This is a genomic window from Bombilactobacillus apium, from assembly GCF_013385145.1.
Classification (GTDB): Bacteria; Bacillota; Bacilli; order Lactobacillales; family Lactobacillaceae; genus Bombilactobacillus; species Bombilactobacillus apium.
Window position 1 is genome coordinate 197,195 of sequence record NZ_JABZEC010000002.1, and the last position, 16,844, is coordinate 214,038.

Genomic DNA, 16,844 nt, shown 5'->3' on the forward strand with positions numbered 1-16,844 from the left:
ACAGGAGCTAGCAATGTATATTTTTGATAGAATTAAACTTCAATTTCACAAGTGGAATAAATTCAACGATAGTAAAAGATTACTGGAACGTTATCCTGAACATTACCGTTCATTTTCGGAGGGATGTATAGCTATATACATATTCTGTTTTGCATTTTTTTCTTTACCAGTTCAAATTCACAAATCTTATATGCTACTTTTAGCAGAAAAAATAAAACTACTATTAGAAACACCTTCGCTTAAAGATCCATTGATTCAAAATTATCTTCATGGATTAATAGTTGTTTTTAGTATTTGTATAATTATATTTTTACTTGGAACTTTAGTTTATATTGCTTTTTGTGCTGACCTTAATTATCAACAAAATTGGATTATTACATTAGGATTTGGTACATACTTTTTATTAGGCAGTGATATTTACCACTGTATAAATTATGTATATACTAAAATTTTACTGTGGGGTATTCAAATTCCTAATAAAATACTTGCTCAAATGGCTCTCTTTGTTTTATTCGGAATAATATTTTATCTATGTTCTTATTACTACAATTTTATTATCCAACGCCAGAACAAAGAAACTACGTTTGGAAAAACAAACTTATGTTGGGATTTTATCTTTTCTACGATGATCTTATTTTTATTTATATGTAACTGTTTTATTATATACAGCGATAATTTGGATAAATGGTTTGGGTCTTTACCTACCCTGGGTTTACTAGGATCATTCATGATACTTTTTATGTTCAATTTTAATCGTGTTGGTGTCTATAATTATTTTTGTCTAACTTTAGAATCAGTGATCCTAAGCAATCCATTTTCTAAACAAACTATTTTAAGTGGAGACCAAAAAAATTCTTTAGGAGTCCTCTTGTGCTTAATATTATCACTATATATTACTGAATGGTTGGTTTCTATATTTAAAAGAATATCACTAAAAAAAGAAACCTTTCGTGAAGCATCTATAGTAATCCAACAAGTTTTCAAAAAGAATGTATGGTTTGGAAGCCTATTAGGAATAGTACTTTATATATCTTATTATTTATTAAAATCAAAGTAACAAAGTTACAATGTAAGTAGTAATTAAATCTGCTCCTCACAAATGCCTTTTAAAATATAATCTAAATCACTTACTTTTATTAGATTTTAAGAACACCTAGGGAGTATCAATAACTATATGTAAATGAAGAATAACTTCTAGATTTCACGACTGAAATTAGTTAATCAATTATTGCTTGTACGATGAACTTTGAAATGAAACTTTCCGCTTTTCATCTTGGATTTGAATAATCTGCAAGAGTGCCATTTCGGTATTACCTTTACCACAATTCTTACCTGAACGCATAAAATCTGGTACAATAACATACTTTCCAGACTTGTTGCGCCGCTCATCTAAAAAAGGTACCCTATTTTACCAGATAAATCTTTGAATTCCAGTAGATATTTCCAAGAAATCCTACTATAACTGAGCTTCCTAGATTTACCTAAAAATTTATATGCAAAACTACTGTCATTTCCATCAAAAATTTGCTTGAGTTCGCTGAGAATTACTAATCGTTCCTCCATAAACGGGCAAAAATCAGATTTTGAAATATCATTAAAGGTAATTTTCATATTGATAATCTCCCTAAATACTTCCCGTGCACCTTGTTTTGATACTTTAGGACGATCTTTTAACTTATGTAAACCCGCTAAGTGACGAAAATCAGATGGATCAAAAGTTATTGTAACATCGTAAATTTTTCTCTTATGTCCCAATCTCAAAATAATTTGCTTATCAAGTAAAGGATTAAACATCAGTGCTGCTTGATACAAAAGGTCGACTTTTCTAAGGTCATGGTTCTACCTCTAATTATTTATAACAAATTAACCAAGACATCAATCGCTATGTATGAGTGTTTTCAGCACTGGTTTGAGGTGTTCACACAACCCTTCTAAGGCTCCTTTATCCAGTGCTTACCAACACACCAAATAATATCTACATCAGAAGCACACTCAAGTCGTACCCTATATATAATTTTGTTATAACAACACTATCTAATAATTTCAATATATACCTTAAATGTGCTACTTACACATATATAATGTCGTAGATAATCGGTGAGCTAAATTGATATTAAATCTAAGATTATTTTATAAAGATCATTTATAGATTAGGAATAATACTACTGAATATTAAACTCTAGTTTTATACTCAACGAACTTAAGGTCAAATATCCTCCATGTAATTTTAAATCTAATATTAAAAACTAACCTGTTACACTCTATTCACAAATACCCAAAATGCCCCCTAACTATTAGATTATTCATCTGACCATTAGGAGGCAACTTTTTTATCAATTCCCTAGTCTCTACTTGAGGGCTACTAAGGTATCCACAAACTCGGGATAAGTTCGGGATTGAACTAACTTGGCGACATTTTCATTGTCAACTGCAACTTGAGATAAGCCGTCAAAGACATTGCGATAAGCTAGTTTGTTATCTTTATTAACTGCCAGGACAAATACTAGATTCACGCAACGATTCTTCTCGTTCCAGACAATTCCCCGCGGACTAATCACCACGAAACCTTGCGTTTGGTAGGCAGTCATCGCAAAGAAATGGGGAATAGCAATGCGGCCAGAGGCGGTGCTGGACATTTTTTCTGGCTGAACTAAAAGATCCGCAAAATCTGGGCCAACTACTCCTTGGGTAGTCAATTGTGCACAAACTTTGGCAAATAGTTCATCCCGGGCAAGTTTTTTTCCACAAACCAAAAAATTTTCTGCGGGAAAGAATTCTTCAATTTCTTGCCAAAGAATTTTTGCCGCCGTTATGCTGCGAATTTCATCTACTTTTTGGCGGATTTTCCGATAATCTAATGGAGTTAAAAACTGTGAAATACTAACCCAATGATGGTCCGGCAAATCGACTCAGTATTCACCTGAATAATAAAATCGACTGGCCTAGCTAGTTTTTCACCCATAAAGTCATCCAAGTGATGCACAATTTTACCAATCACCAAATGCAATAAAGTATTGTTAAAGTCAAAGGAATTTAAATAGATCTGATGTTTAGCCGCCGCTAATTTGAACAGCTTTTGAATTGCTTCGATATCGACTTCTGAAAAACTATTTTGAATCGTCCCACTGCCCATAAAAGCTTGGTTAGATTCTTGACAGACAATATCGGAAATCAACAATTTCACTTCCTCGAAGGGCATAGAATCCTCCGTGATGCGTTAGGGTCAAATCAAATTGATCAACATAGTTAGCAACATTTTGGAGAATTTTGATCAGAGAATTTTTACTCCGAAAATATTTATCAGTTAAATCATAGAGATTGACTTTTTTCTTATTCGTTAAGTCCTTGGCGTAACGTTTGATACTGCGGTGAGAAACACCAAGAGTAAGGGTCAACTCTCGAGAAGTGTGCCAGCCGGGATTAATTTGCAGATAATGCCGTAATTTTTTCTGGGGTCTATTCGCAAACCACTCATCTCCAGTAAATAACTTCAGCGTGCTAAAGGTACGTTCCATTAGAAGCGATCACTTTTTGATACCAATAGTAACTATCCTTCAAAATCCGCTTTCCCGTGCCTTGACCTTCATCGTCCAAATCCACATAGATGAAGCCATAGCGTTTCGACATTTGTTGGGAAGAACAACTAACCAGATCGATCGACCCCCAAGCACAATAAGCCAGCACCTGGGCTCCATCATGAATCGCTCGACCGACTTGGGCAATATGTTGTCGCAAGTAAGCATTGCGATATTAATCATGAACTTGATCATTTTCTAACTTGTCGTACATCCTCAAACCATTTTCGGCAATAATGATTGGTTTTTGATAACGGTCCCAATATTGACTCAAAGTATTATACAAAACTTGGGGATCAATCGTCCAACCCCAAGGACTTTCTTCCAAATAAGGATTCCGGGAATTATCATTAGGCAGATAGGAATTTTGCGCGCTATCGACCATTTTTGAATAATAATAAGAAATTCCCAAAAAATCGAGCGGATTAGCAGCAATCAATTACATATCTTCCGGTTCAATTTGTAAATGTACCTTGCGCTCCGCGAAATAATTTTGTGCGGAGGCCGGATAAGCCCCTCTGAACTGGACGTCGGTAAATAAATATTGCAGCCGATTTTGCTGGAGAGCAAAAATCACATCATCAGGTTTACAAGAGGCCGGATAAACCGTGCCATCAGCGACCATAGTCCCAATCTACAGATCCGGTAAATTGAGCGATTTGGAGTATTGCTGAATTGCCGCCGCGGCAACCATCTGATTGTGAACAGCTTGATAGAGTGCTTCTTCTTCGTTTTCGTACTGATCTGAAGAAACTTCGACCGAGAGAAAAAGCTCAATTTGAACCATATTAATCTGGTTGACGACAATCCAATATTTAACTTTATCTGCGAAACAATCCAGCAAGACCTTGCTAAAACACTCAAACAGCGGAATTAGTGCTCGGTTCAGCCAGCCACCATATTTAAGCGCCAGATTAACCGGAGTTTCATAATGATTCATGGTGATGATCGGCTCAATTCCCAGCTCATGCATGTAGTCGAGCATCGCGCCGTAATGTTTCAAAGCCGCTTCATTAGGCTCTGGTTCGTCTCCCTTGGGAAAAATTCGCGACCAGTCCAGCGAAGTCCGAAAAGTTTTGAAGCCCATCTCGGCTAATAACTTCAGATCTTCCCGATAACGACGGTAAAAGTCGATTCCAAAACGTTTGGGATAGTAGCCCGTTTGATTGATAATTGCTTTTTTAACTTGGGAGAGAGTCATCCCTTTTTCTTCCAAAGCTTGAATTTCTTGATTGGAAAGTCCGCACAAGTAAAGTTGAACATCGGAACTGTTCAAACCCTTACCATCAGCTTGGTAGGCCCCATCATCCTGACTAGCTGCCTGGGTCCCACCCCAGAGAAAATCTTTCGGAAAATAGGGATACTTATTCTTCATTTTGTTGAGTCATCTCCTTTAGCTAACTGATCACGCTTTTCAAAAACTCCAATTAATTTTTCCGTCAATTTGAACTCACTCATAATTGTCATCAAGCTATCTTGGGCATGGGTAAAAAGCACCGAATACTCTAGGGAATGACCTTCAGCTTCCTCTTGCAGTTTAGCCGTCTGCAAACGGTGAGCAATTACCAATTTTTCATTGGATTGGGTAATTTTTTGATGGGCGGCGGGATAGTTCGAGACAATAACCTAGTCCCAATTCTCGGCAATGAAGGCCCGGACATCGCTGGCATTGATGATAATCTCCATCGTATTTTTAACTGCTTGTTGATCTTTTTCGAACATCTAAACTCACTTCCCTTTCATTCAAAATTGATCTTCCTAATTTTCAGAAGCATGGGCAGTTCCTCCCTAGTGGTCTGTTGATCATAAACGCGGAAGAACGGATACCAGATCAGCCAAGTCACCACGAAAATGATCACAATCAGCAACATTGCCCTCAAGGAAGGGCTCATAACCCAGGTCAGGAAAGGAAACGGGATGTACCACATTTGCATTAAAGCGTGGGGAATCGCCGCCAGCACCAGCCGGAAGCCAAACCAAGTGATCAATGGAATCACAATTCCATTAATCCAGAGGGGAATCATTAAGTAGGGATTCCAAACAATAGTCCCAAAAACCACTGGTTCATTAATATTGAAGAGCGATGGGACAATACAAGCCTTGCCTAGCGCTTTGAGCCGCTGAGATTTTGCGAAAAAGAGCATCATCAAGACTAGGGGCAAGGTACAACCAACTCCCCCAATCCAAGCAAAGTTATAAATCACTTCGCTCATGTACAGGAGACTAATTGGCTTGTTGGCGGCAAATTCAGTCGCGGCGGCCGCAATTCCGGCCAACATCAAAGGCTGGGTAATCGGCGCCAGCACCCAACCGGAAATTCCCATCGAGTAGATAAAACAAGCAATAAATAAAAGTAAAGTAAGGTGAAGCCCCACCAAGTATCCGCGCCTGACGCTAGCGGGCGAAAGACAGCTTCCACTGCCGCATAAGCATCGAAATGAAGGAGATCAACTACTAGCCAACCGGCGGTAATCACTAGACCAATCGGCAGTAAGGAATCAAACCAAGCGGTGACGAAATCCGGGATCACGCTATCTTCGCTGAAGAAGGAAAAGGTCCCGAAGACTTGCATCACCAAACTCACAAAGATGGCCACAATAATCGCTACAAACATCCCACCGGCACCAAACTCGTCGAATTTAAAAGTTACCGTGCCAGTTTTAACCCCAAATTTGGGTCCCAACAACATTAAAAATAAGGCGATCGACGTCAATCCCGCAATGATCCGCTGCTTTTTCAATTTCTTAAATTCCATAAAATTGAAAGGAACCAGAAAAGCGACAAAAATCGATAAGAGTCCAAAAGTGAAACTACTGATCGGCGCCAAATTTGGTCACCAAGACCACCAGTTGCCCGGAATACTCAAAATGCTGACAACTGACCCCACTAAAATGAAGGGTAAAACTTCTAGGACTGAGTTCTTTAAAGTCACAATCCACTGGTTATTGGCAATCTTTTGGGCTCGCGGAGCAAAGCTATTGTTCAAAAAATCCATAAACTTATTCATGAAATTTCAATCCTCTTTTCGATCCAAATAGATGCCACTCTAAGCCTCTAACTCTTGGCGCAGATGTTCCACCGCACCCTTACCATCCAAGATGGCATAGTAATCAGGATGCATCAAAATCACCTTCACCTTTTCCGGAACCCGAGCTGCCAGCGCCTCAAACTCGGCCTTCAAGTGCGGACCGACCATCAGGGCATCAATATCATCCACGTAATCTCCCAGTTCAGATTCACTCCGGGCTTGAATCTTGTAATCGTAGCCGGCCTTCTTGACATACTTGCGCATATTAGCGGCCATGAAGCCAGATGATGCCCCCGAACCACAAATCAACAGAATTCACTTTGTCAAAATAATTACCTCCTCAAAATTAAGTCCACTTCATTCAACAACTTTATTCTAAGGTCTAAATGAAGCCGATTATATTTTTAATTGGCACCGAGAGGGGGACAAAAAATTTGAATTTTTAGTCCTTAAAACAAAACATATAAAACTATGACTAAAGGTTATCCTGATCTTTAATTCAATCTATTTTAACTATTTTAGTTATAATAAAAAAATGCAGTTACCCAGAAAACCGATCTAACAAAAAAGTGTTGATAGAATTTCTTCTATCAACACCAGACTTTATAGAACTATTATTTCGAAATTTGGCACCGTTATCGTACAATCTAAACTGTTATGTTTTCAAGGTTGTAAGAAAAAAATAATGCTACACGATTCGTACATCGTGTAATTTATAAATAGAGTTCTAACAACGCGGGAGGTATATACAATATATTTATCTAAATTTCAATTTCTGTTTTTTCAACATAATTGGATAAATCTTTAAATCTAGCTCTAAAACCTGTGCCATGATCATGAGTCTTTCCAATATTTTTACCCGAATGATTAACTCCTATTCTTAAATCAACAAATAGTTTACTATCATCTACCATTTTTAAAAATGTTTGTAGGGTTATACTATTAAATACGGTTAAACCTGTATACTTATAGTAAATATTCCCATCAATTCTTTTTTTATCAGAAGATATAATTGCGAGTGTCTTTAGTTTTTTATTTAAAGAATTCTCTATAGATTCATAGGTCCATGCTATATTTGGAGAAATAGAATCCACTTGATCTGGATTATTATACACATTTATTTTTATTTCACGCATATTTCTATCATTTACTACTTCAAAATAATGATTAGATTTTTTGTTATATTGCCTCTTGTTTGTGCACAAAGTAGAATGTAGCACAGGAATATCGTATTTACTCTCTGGATCAACATATCCGTATTGTTTCCTTAAGATAGTATTTGCACCTTTAGGGGTATTAGGTGATTTTGTAAATAATGTTATTAATCCATTCTTTAGAGACTCATGTGCCTTTAACTCTATCCCCAAATAATCAGGTAACTGCAGATTATCTTCCTTTTTTCCCAATAAATCTTCAAAAGTTTTTCCAATCCCGGTAGGTCCCTTACGATGGGCTTTGTACCATCCCCTATACATTGGCATTTCCAAATCAGAATCATTAGATAAGTCTATTAACTTTTCTCTAAGAATCTCTATATTCGATTTCATTTCGTGCCCTCTTTCAATTTTATAAACGAATTGTAATCTTTTAGCGGATATATTCTTTTATATAATTTAAAAGAACTCGGAAACAAATCACTAATAGAAATACCTAAATAATTTGATATTTTCCAAAGATGAAATACGTTATAATGAGAATTCACTTGTGACGAATGGACATTTTTAATAAACTGTTCTGACACACCTAGGCAAGCAGCTAAATCAATATAGGTCATTCCCTTTTCATGTATAAAAAAACTAATTGAATCCACAATATATTGGTATAATTCCTTTTTCTGATTAATTGTCGTTGCCCCCTTTTTCTACATTAAATAAAGTATATAATTATTTAAAAAGGCACAAGTTTATTTATGAATAAACTTGTGCCCATGAAAGGATTTTACTATTTTGAATGAAATAACTAGTGTAGACAATGTCTATAAAGATATTTTAAATACATCTTTGAAAAAAAGTCACTACTTTGATTTTAAGGATTCAAATACTAAGAACTTATCTCATGGATATCATAGTTATCCCGCAACTATGATTCCGCAATTACCAAAATTGTTTATTGAAACTGTTAGTAAATATCAAAATATAAATACAATCTTTGATCCCTTCATGGGGTCAGGAACAACGCTGGTTGAATCAGAAGCTCATAATATCGATAGTACTGGTGTAGACCTAAATCCCCTATCTGTTTTAATGACTAAAGTAAAAACAACTTATATAAATGAGGGAAAACTCGAAAAGTACTACAAAAATCTTCAAAGTGAAATTGAAGAAAAGTATTTAGAAATGAACATGGGAAATCTTAGTATTACAATTCCAACTTTCAAAAATATAGATTTTTGGTTTAAAGAAAGTGTAATAATTAGGCTTCAAATAATTAAAAATTCCATTTATAACATAGACGACGATAAAATAAGAGATTTCTTTTGGGTATCTTTTAGTGAAACAGTCAGATTTAGCTCTAATTCTCGTAATAGCGAGTTTAAACTATACCGGATGTCTGAAAAATCTTTAGATAAGTGGAATCCTGATGTAATAAGTAAATTCTATTATTTTTCTGATAGAAATATTTCTCATAACAAGGAATTAAAACAATTTAAAGCAAGAGCCGTACCCATTTTAGGTAGTTCAATGAATCTATATATGTTAAAGAATAATTCAATGGACTTATTAATAACTTCTCCACCTTATGGCGATTCAAGAACGACCGTTGCTTACGGACAATTTTCCAGATTATCACTTCAATGGCTAGATTTGAAAGACTATGATAACAATAATATTTCTAAAATCGATTCAAATCTATTAGGGGGTAAAACTTCTAAATCGTATAGTGTACCATTATTTAAATCTAGTGCTCTAAATAATGTATTAAAAGAAATTAACGCTATTGATAACAAGAGATGTAAAGAAGTATCACAATTTTATTCTGACTTACAAATAACCTTAAAAGAAATTAGTCGTGTAATGAAGCCCAACACATATCAATTCTGGGTAACTGCCAATAGAACCGTGAAGGAAATTAAAATTCCAACCGATATCATTATTAGCGAATTATTTGATACCATAGGCATAAAACAGGTTGGAAGTTTTGAACGGAATATTCCAAATAAAAGAATGCCATCTAAAAATAGTCCAACTAATAAAACGGGTAAAACCGTATCAACAATGAAAAAGGAAAATATTGTAATTTATAAAAAGCTATAACTATTCATCAGTATAGAACACCCTACCTTCAAAAATTGATCATAAGTATCCTATAACTAATCACTTTGATAAAAATAGCATTTCTACCTATGATTTTAAGTCTAAGTCAAAACTGAGGTACTCCACAATAGTTAGACATTATAATACCTCCCAAAAGTTGGACCTTTTCGGAGTGGAAAAATCCACCCCGTTTTTTGTTGTTTTTTGGTAATTCTACTTTAGACAGTTTTTAATGCCGTTTTTCTGTATTGCACTGAACTTTGTCAGTTTATTTTTCCCTTCATCCGCTCGTGATTATAGTAATGGATATAGCTATCAATTGCTTGCTCCAATTCTTCAAAGTTATAATATTCTCGGCCACGATAGATTTCCTGCTTTAACAGACTAAAGAAATTTTCCATATAATGACGTTTACCCCCAGAGTTGTAAACAACTTTGGGGGTAAACGTCATTTCCAAAAGATTCATCTCTAGTCATTAATACTATTTGACTTAGACTCCTTTATTTCATCATTTGTAACGAAGAAAGTTGAGACAACAAGTGCGCATCTTTTGCAAAATTTTTGACCGCAAGTCGTTCGAGCACAGACTGTTCTGTTTCAGGGCTCCAGTAAATCTTTAATTTTTTCTTGGCACGGGTAATGGCCGTATAGAGGATATTTTGTGTGATTCTCTCCTCTGTCTCATTTGTAATTACAATTTTCACTGAATCGTATTCCAAGCCTTGTGCTTTATGAATAGAAACTGCATATGCGATTTGAAATGGAATAATGGTAGAATCGTTATCTTGATCATCCTCATCGGTGCTCCGATATTTATTCACAACAAATGAAATAATAGACTTCCTCGACTCGGATTCTCCAACAAGTTCAAAATCATATCCACTGGCGTCAAACTCATTCAATGACTCTTCGAGTTCTATTTGGAACCAGATTTGTTGCTGATATGGCTGGATACCAACAATTCTTCCCTTTGAGTTATTGTGAATCAACGGGGAAAAAACGTTCGATTCATTAAATAAAATCGGATCGCCTACTTTATAAGTATTTATTCCCCAGACTATACTCTTAGTGGGATTACTGTTTTGCAGAAATCGGTTGATATTGTTGATTCCGTAAAGTCCATCGTAATTCAGACACAGAATAATCCCATCGTCTTCGCTATGCTCAAAGATGGATTTGTCCAATCTCGAGACATACCCATTTTTTACTAATGGTTCTAGAATTGCATCATCAATTTTGCGGACTCGATCCCAAACGGTCAGCAAATTCTGGTCAGTTGTACGATATGGATGAGTCAATTCAAATATCGACGTTTTGGGTACAAATTCTTTTGCAATACTAAACCAGTTTCCGAAATAGACTGACTCAATCTGATAAATATCGCCAACTAGTACGAGAAGTTTAAAGTTGGCTTTCTCTAGGACTTTTCGCATATCTTCATTGCTGACAGTACTACACTCGTCAATAAAGAGGATATCGCAATCCGTACAGGTGTTCCTCTTCGAAAGAAACTTTGCAATCGTATGGTACTCACTATTTCCAGCAGTGACCTTCCTGCGAATATTATCTACAGCTGGATGGGTGTTAGCTAGGTATATCTTCGCCTTGTTAGCCCAGAAATTAGATATATGTCTGATTAACGTAGATTTACCGGTACCAGCAGAGCCATAAATGAGTGCAACTTGAGAGTTAGCAAACATCTGTAGGAGGGCCTCTTTCTTACTATTGTCATCAATTGTATATGCTTCTCTTGATATCCATGAATCAACAGAGGCCGTATATTGAGAAACACCTGACGAAGCTAACCTTTGTAATGTTTTGATTATTTCTGTACTATCTTCGACGTAAGTTTTGATATAAAGATAGTCTTTGTATTCTTCGATTCTGCGTCCATAATGTTTATAGTACAGAGAAGAATTATATTTTCCTATTAAATCATCAATATCTTTAAAGCTATCGACTTCAGTTTTAGGTGTAAATAGATGACCCTCTATCTCAGTGTTGTTCTTGATGTATCTAGCAAACAGTTCATGATCGTGACCAGAGGCGGGTATAGATTCAAACAAATCATATATTTTCGGATTATGTTGTCGGAGAGAAGTGCAATAAGGCATCTTATCAAATGGAATACAGCCATAATTCAAGTACAGGTTGGACAAATATTCACATCGTTTGGTCGAATACTGCCGCTTGATAACACGGTTATTCATTTTATGGAGTAAATATCTTAGCACATTTGCTCCTGGCTTATTACCGATAATTATATTCCGACACTGATCAAGTATTTCATAAATCTTAGCCGATTGAACGCCCGCTGTAATCCGCCCTTTTATAGAATTATAGTAAGTTTGGTCACTGCTCACCAGTTCGGTTAAGGACATCTCGACACTTGAAAGGTACCTCATCAACTCTCTATATTCTTTGGAGTTAGTACTATGCTTCACTCTTGGTCCAAAAATTTCAGATAAATTATCCCACTCACACGGTCGAATGGATACCTCATATCCATCGATTACAAGAATTGACATATCCTTATCTAAGATACGAATTGTGTCACTGTGTAATGAGAATTTCACAGCATAGTTATCGACAATTTCTTGCTTCGTAAACGCAATCACCCTATCAAACTTACTTACATTGGAATTAGCGGCAGTAAACGTGATTTCGTAATAGATTTTTTGATCAATGAAAAAAGGTTTGACTTTCTGCACATAATATCGGTCGTTATAAGTAACTGGATGACTATGCACACTCGGAGTTTTGATTTTTCTTGCAATTTTCTCATAATAAATTGAAAGTTCAGCGTCTGTATTCATAGGAAATTCATGAATATTTTCCAGTACATCCAAATTGAAAGTTTGTTTCAAATATTGCTTAATCTTTAGTAGATATTCATAATATTTGAGCATGAGACGCTCTGAGCCATCTTTATCCATAGTATAGTGCGATACAGATTTCTGTAGCATCTTGTGGAACTTATAAAGGAATCGCAAATTGCCTCGTCGCTGCATATTTTTCAAGGACTGCACCTTCAAATAATAATTATCAGGGTCGACGTCTTGGCCGGTGAAACATGCTTTAGTCGCAATATACTCCACAAAATTACGAAGTTGGCTAAGGATATTTTGGCTTAAAAGCCCCCTATCAGTAAAACTCAGTTGCGAAATATTCTCACAAATTGCGTTATTCGTATCTAAAATAGCTTTATCGACTTTGAGCATATAAATAGTTCCCCTTCCTTCACCATACTGCCTATTTTTCCACAATTATTCTATTAGCATACTCAAATATATCTAAGTCATACTCAACAGAGTCTTTTTCTTACTGGCTTTCATCAGTCTGTAAAACACACAATCACTATTCTTATGAACTACTTTGTCTGGTAATAGCTCAATTCGATTCTGCCTAGCAATCTACTTTTGCAGAACGTACAGCAAATACGGGTTTATTCGTCCATACATTTGTTTCCTCGAAACAATCATCCAGTAATTCTCAGCCGAAGCTTTAACAAATTTTAATTTTGTAATTTCTCTCAAGAATTAAATTCAATTAACTATATTATCTGTACTATAAGTTGCCTAATTATAGCATAGGAAATTCATTCTGGATGTACCTTTTATCAAACTAAAAAGCCAGCCCGGATTTCTCCGAACTGGCTCTTATTTTGAGTCTAAACTCTCTAGTATTGATGAATCAAATCAATACTAGTTTTTTTGTTTTTTGGCGCATAAAGAGGACATTCCCTCCCCATCCGCTATACTTTAAGTGACCAAACTAAAAATCAAAACGAGGTTTCAATAATGTTCCTTAATAATCAGTCTATCTTAACTCTCTTCGAAATTAAAGACCCAAATATTTTCATTGATCAAACTACCAAACGAATTCTTTACCGGGATCTCCAATATGGCAAGCGAAGACTATTCTGTAAGATTTATTTCCATGTATCAATACGATTTGACTTATACCTCAAAATTCCTGACAACTCAGCCCTCATTCGGCTGGAATTATTGCGGGGAACTTAATATATAAACGGGCGAAAACGGGCTAGATCGTAATAATCTAATTCGTTTTACTAAATCTCACCTATTCGTTTGAAAAATTTTTGATATCCTCAAGGATGATGTCTTGCGCCTGCTTGATTTGGTCAGGAGTTGCTGAGAGTGTGGTTTCAAAAGTTTTAATCAAGCGATTACCCATCGGTCGAAAAGTGATCAAAGTCAGACCACCAGAGACAAAGCCACCAATAACGGGGAGTGACTTTGAAATCACAGCAGAGGTTGATTTTTTCGTTATGGAGACACCAATATAGCCGGCGATCTTTTTCAATAACGGGTACCACGTTGTGCGAGTGACCGCAGTGGTCATGAACTTCTTGCTTAATGTATTACTCAGTCCTTTGGAGATAAACATCAACGCAGAATTAGCTGGGGCCACACCCAGCACCACACCGAGATAGATCATGACATCACGCTTGCCTTCTTCAGACAAGGTTCCCTCTTCAGTGAAGAGATTTTCTTGACCATAAATATAAGCAACCTTTTGGGCCATGCGTAAGGCAAACCCGTAATATTGAACGAGGTCAGCTGTACCAGTTCCGGCAGCAACGGCAATATTTGATCGTAAGCCTGCAGCAAAAGAAACTGCTGAGGTCTTTTCGTGTCGTGCATGACGACACGGTGGGCAGTCTTAGTCAACTGTTCCAGTGTATAGACGGTTTGTGGGCCATCCCTAAGAATCGACATCAGTTCAACTTTTGTGGCACGCGGAAATAATTTGGATAGGAAAGTTCGACGATCAACGCGCACGACTGGCAATGCTAGCGCTTTGGAAATTATGTCAGGAAGCATGGGTTCAGTTTGATCAGACATAGCAAACTCCTTAAGAAGAAAATTAGTAATTAGATATATAATTTCGCATTATTGGGAGCATAGTACAAAACTAAGTTGTTAGCAAGCATCCCTTCAAGACCACTTAGATTCTTGATCCTAACAACATTGAAGAAGATAGGTTCAGGTTTGACAAACCGATACAAAAAATCCCCGCCAGCTCAGCCCTCATTCGGCCCAAACTTGGCGGGGATCTTGGCGGGGAACGTAACAATTTCCCCGCCAATCGTATCCTTTGTATCTCCCGAAAACGCCGTTAAATCAACATTCCGGGTTCAATTAGCATGTACCTTCTACTCCCACTCAATCGTTGCTGGTGGCTTGGAAGTAATATCGTAGACAACGCGGTTGACGTGATCCACCTCGTTGGTAATTCGCGTGGAAATCTTAGCTAAGATTTTCCATGGAATTTCCGCAAAGTCAGCCGTCATCCCGTCAATTGAGGTGACTGCGCGAATGCCGACGGTGTAGTCGTAAGTCCGGCCATCGCCCATCACACCCACGCTACGCATCCCCGGTAAGACGGTAAAGTATTGCCAGATGGTCTCTTCGAGACCAGCGTTCTTAATTTCTTCACGCAAAATATAGTCACTATCGCGCACAATTTGTAATTTATCTTCGGTGACTGCACCTAAGACCCGAATTCCTAAACCAGGACCAGGGAAAGGTTGCCGCCAAACGAGATCATGCGGCATTCCCAATTTCTCACCGAGTTCGCGCACTTCATCCTTAAATAGCGTTCGCAAAGGTTCAATCAATTGGAAGTGCATGTCTTCCGGCAAACCGCCCACATTATGGTGAGACTTAATGGTTTGCGCGGTGCTAGTGCCACTTTCAATTACATCGGTATACAAGGTTCCTTGGGCCAAGAAGTCGATTCCATCAAGCTTTTGGGCTTCGTCGTTAAAGACTTGAATGAACTCGTTGCCGATAATCTTCCGCTTTTGTTCCGGTTCACTAATTCCGGCTAATTTATCTAAGAAGCGTTTTTGAGCGTCTACTTTGACAATGTTCAAGCCGAACTTGCCTTCCAGACTAGCCATCACTTGATCAGCTTCGCCTTTGCGCAACAAGCCGTGATCAACGAAAATACTGGTTAATTGATCGCCAATTGCCTTGTGCAAGAGGACGCCAACCACAGAGGAGTCCACGCCGCCAGACAAACCTAAGAGAACCTTCCGGTCGCCGACAGTTTCGCGAATCTGAGCAATTTGGGCGTCAATGAAGTCGCTCATACTCCAGTTAGCTTGCGCTCCACAAATTTGGAAAGCAAAGTTTTTCAAAATATCCAAGCCGTAGTCACTATTACGGACCTCAGCATGGAATTGAATTCCGTATAATTTCCGAGCAGCGTCTTCGACAACTGCATAGGGGGTATTGGAACTAATTGCTACTGTTTCAAAACTTTCTGGAATCTGGGTCACTCGATCGCCGTGACTCATCCAAACATATTGCTTGGCAGGTAAGTCTTTGAACAAAAGCGAACTGGTCTTTTCAATTTCAATTCCCGCCCGACCATATTCTGGGGCACCGGCAGCTTCAACCTGACCACCCAAGGTAGCCATCATCAGCTGCATTCCATAACAGATTCCCAAAATTGGAATCCCGAGTTCCCAAATAGCAGGATCAATTTGCGGAGCATCAGGAGCATAAACACTATTGGGTCCTCCCGAAAGGATAATTCCTTGGGGCGCCAATTGCTTAATCTGTTCCGCTGTGGTGGTGTTCGGTAATAGCTCGGAGTAAATCCCCAAGTCCCGAATTCGCCGGGTAATCAATTGGTTATATTGACTACCGTAATCTAGCACAATGATACTATCAGCTTTCACTTGACCGCTCAATCTCCACACTCCTTAATTCAATTATTACCATTGTACAAAAAAAGTCCGCAGTGTATAGCTTCGACCTTAATTAAACAAATTTATCCGAACTTTTTCATATAGATAACACCAGAATTACTTTAATTAAGCTTCAACTAACTTGTCCCCCAATAATTAGTGTGCTCCAGAAATTTTCTCTAACAAAACATTTTAGAAATAAAAATCAATTCAGGTAAACAAAACTATTGCATTATTTTTTATTAATCTTATCATAAGAATT

17 protein-coding genes and 2 pseudogenes are annotated in these 16,844 nt (G+C 37.2%); 2 read left to right on the top strand and 17 right to left on the bottom strand.

Annotated elements, in window-relative coordinates; genetic code table 11:
- Positions 1-13 precede the first annotated feature (13 nt).
- On the top strand, positions 14-1,057 hold the full coding sequence (locus HU830_RS03005) for a hypothetical protein (protein WP_176942307.1): 1,044 nt from the start codon (positions 14-16) through the stop codon (positions 1,055-1,057).
- A 332-nt stretch (positions 1,058-1,389) separates the two neighbouring features.
- On the opposite strand, the gene HU830_RS03010 is transcribed toward HU830_RS03005, so the two are convergent.
- The 12 genes and pseudogenes from HU830_RS03010 to HU830_RS09155 form a co-directional block, all read right to left on the bottom strand.
- Positions 1,390-1,812, bottom strand: a complete 423-nt coding sequence (locus HU830_RS03010; protein WP_176942308.1) for a PBECR4 domain-containing protein — start codon at positions 1,810-1,812, stop codon at positions 1,390-1,392.
- A 536-nt stretch (positions 1,813-2,348) separates the two neighbouring features.
- The gene (locus tag HU830_RS03015) at positions 2,349-2,903 is read right to left on the bottom strand and encodes a PTS sugar transporter subunit IIA (protein ID WP_176942309.1); all 555 of its coding nucleotides are present in this window, start codon (positions 2,901-2,903) and stop codon (positions 2,349-2,351) included.
- Positions 2,864-3,175: a hypothetical protein gene (locus HU830_RS03020; RefSeq protein WP_176942310.1), complete on the bottom strand. Its 312-nt coding sequence runs from the start codon at positions 3,173-3,175 to the stop codon at positions 2,864-2,866. Before HU830_RS03020 ends, HU830_RS03015 begins: the two co-directional genes overlap by 40 nt.
- Positions 3,144-3,515 (bottom strand): helix-turn-helix domain-containing protein, encoded by a 372-nt coding sequence (locus HU830_RS03025; protein ID WP_176942311.1) that lies wholly within the window; start codon positions 3,513-3,515, stop codon positions 3,144-3,146. Before HU830_RS03025 ends, HU830_RS03020 begins: the two co-directional genes overlap by 32 nt.
- Positions 3,499-4,950, bottom strand: a pseudogene (locus HU830_RS03030) (glycoside hydrolase family 1 protein). The gene HU830_RS03025 and the pseudogene HU830_RS03030 overlap by 17 nt, the downstream one beginning before the upstream one ends.
- The gene (locus tag HU830_RS08795; protein ID WP_324196287.1) at positions 4,947-5,198 is read right to left on the bottom strand and encodes a PTS lactose/cellobiose transporter subunit IIA; all 252 of its coding nucleotides are present in this window, start codon (positions 5,196-5,198) and stop codon (positions 4,947-4,949) included. The pseudogene HU830_RS03030 and the gene HU830_RS08795 overlap by 4 nt, the downstream one beginning before the upstream one ends.
- A gap of 116 nt (positions 5,199-5,314) precedes the next feature.
- On the bottom strand, positions 5,315-5,950 hold the full coding sequence (locus tag HU830_RS08800; RefSeq protein ID WP_324196275.1) for a PTS transporter subunit EIIC: 636 nt from the start codon (positions 5,948-5,950) through the stop codon (positions 5,315-5,317).
- Positions 5,854-6,402 carry a hypothetical protein gene (locus HU830_RS08805; RefSeq protein WP_228765748.1) on the bottom strand — a complete coding sequence of 183 codons (549 nt, stop codon included), beginning with the start codon at positions 6,400-6,402 and terminating at the stop codon, positions 5,854-5,856. Before HU830_RS08805 ends, HU830_RS08800 begins: the two co-directional genes overlap by 97 nt.
- A 6-nt stretch (positions 6,403-6,408) precedes the next feature.
- Complete coding sequence (locus tag HU830_RS08810; RefSeq protein ID WP_228765750.1) at positions 6,409-6,582, bottom strand: hypothetical protein; 174 nt, start codon at positions 6,580-6,582, stop codon at positions 6,409-6,411.
- Between the two features lie 39 nt (positions 6,583-6,621).
- Positions 6,622-6,918, bottom strand: a complete 297-nt coding sequence (locus tag HU830_RS03045) for a PTS sugar transporter subunit IIB (protein ID WP_324196288.1) — start codon at positions 6,916-6,918, stop codon at positions 6,622-6,624.
- Positions 6,919-7,364: 446 nt separating this feature from the next.
- Positions 7,365-8,150: an MvaI/BcnI family restriction endonuclease gene (locus HU830_RS03050; RefSeq protein ID WP_176942312.1), complete on the bottom strand. Its 786-nt coding sequence runs from the start codon at positions 8,148-8,150 to the stop codon at positions 7,365-7,367.
- A complete protein-coding gene (locus tag HU830_RS09155) occupies positions 8,147-8,413 on the bottom strand; it encodes a helix-turn-helix domain-containing protein (RefSeq protein WP_176942313.1) in 267 nt (88 codons plus the stop codon). Before HU830_RS09155 ends, HU830_RS03050 begins: the two co-directional genes overlap by 4 nt.
- A gap of 136 nt (positions 8,414-8,549) precedes the next feature.
- Here HU830_RS09155 and HU830_RS03060 point away from each other — a divergent pair, with 136 nt between their 5' ends.
- On the top strand, positions 8,550-9,857 hold the full coding sequence (locus HU830_RS03060) for a DNA methyltransferase (protein WP_176942314.1): 1,308 nt from the start codon (positions 8,550-8,552) through the stop codon (positions 9,855-9,857).
- A 263-nt stretch (positions 9,858-10,120) separates the two neighbouring features.
- Here HU830_RS03060 and HU830_RS03065 read toward each other — a convergent pair.
- The 5 genes and pseudogenes from HU830_RS03065 to guaA all read right to left on the bottom strand — a co-directional run.
- Positions 10,121-10,258, bottom strand: a pseudogene (locus HU830_RS03065) (IS3 family transposase); the annotation flags it as partial.
- Positions 10,259-10,358: 100 nt separating this feature from the next.
- Positions 10,359-13,079 (bottom strand): ATP-dependent DNA helicase, encoded by a 2,721-nt coding sequence (locus HU830_RS03070; protein WP_176942316.1) that lies wholly within the window; start codon positions 13,077-13,079, stop codon positions 10,359-10,361.
- 862 nt (positions 13,080-13,941) lie between these two features.
- On the bottom strand, positions 13,942-14,346 hold the full coding sequence (locus tag HU830_RS08815; protein WP_228765753.1) for a hypothetical protein: 405 nt from the start codon (positions 14,344-14,346) through the stop codon (positions 13,942-13,944).
- A complete protein-coding gene (locus tag HU830_RS08820; RefSeq protein ID WP_228765756.1) occupies positions 14,316-14,726 on the bottom strand; it encodes a hypothetical protein in 411 nt (136 codons plus the stop codon). The genes HU830_RS08815 and HU830_RS08820 overlap by 31 nt, the downstream gene beginning before the upstream one ends.
- A 311-nt stretch (positions 14,727-15,037) precedes the next feature.
- On the bottom strand, positions 15,038-16,585 hold the full coding sequence (gene guaA, locus HU830_RS03080; RefSeq protein ID WP_176942317.1) for a glutamine-hydrolyzing GMP synthase: 1,548 nt from the start codon (positions 16,583-16,585) through the stop codon (positions 15,038-15,040).
- Positions 16,586-16,844: the final 259 nt, after the last annotated feature.

Coding starts and splice junctions, on each gene's coding strand:
- HU830_RS03005 (WP_176942307.1), top strand. CDS start 14: ATGTATATTTTTGATAGAATTAAACTTCAATTTCACAAGTGGAATAAA.
- HU830_RS03025 (WP_176942311.1), bottom strand. CDS start 3,515: ATGGAACGTACCTTTAGCACGCTGAAGTTATTTACTGGAGATGAGTGG.
- HU830_RS08810 (WP_228765750.1), bottom strand. CDS start 6,582: ATGAATAAGTTTATGGATTTTTTGAACAATAGCTTTGCTCCGCGAGCC.
- HU830_RS03050 (WP_176942312.1), bottom strand. CDS start 8,150: ATGAAATCGAATATAGAGATTCTTAGAGAAAAGTTAATAGACTTATCT.
- HU830_RS03070 (WP_176942316.1), bottom strand. CDS start 13,079: ATGCTCAAAGTCGATAAAGCTATTTTAGATACGAATAACGCAATTTGT.
- HU830_RS08820 (WP_228765756.1), bottom strand. CDS start 14,726: ATGTCTGATCAAACTGAACCCATGCTTCCTGACATAATTTCCAAAGCG.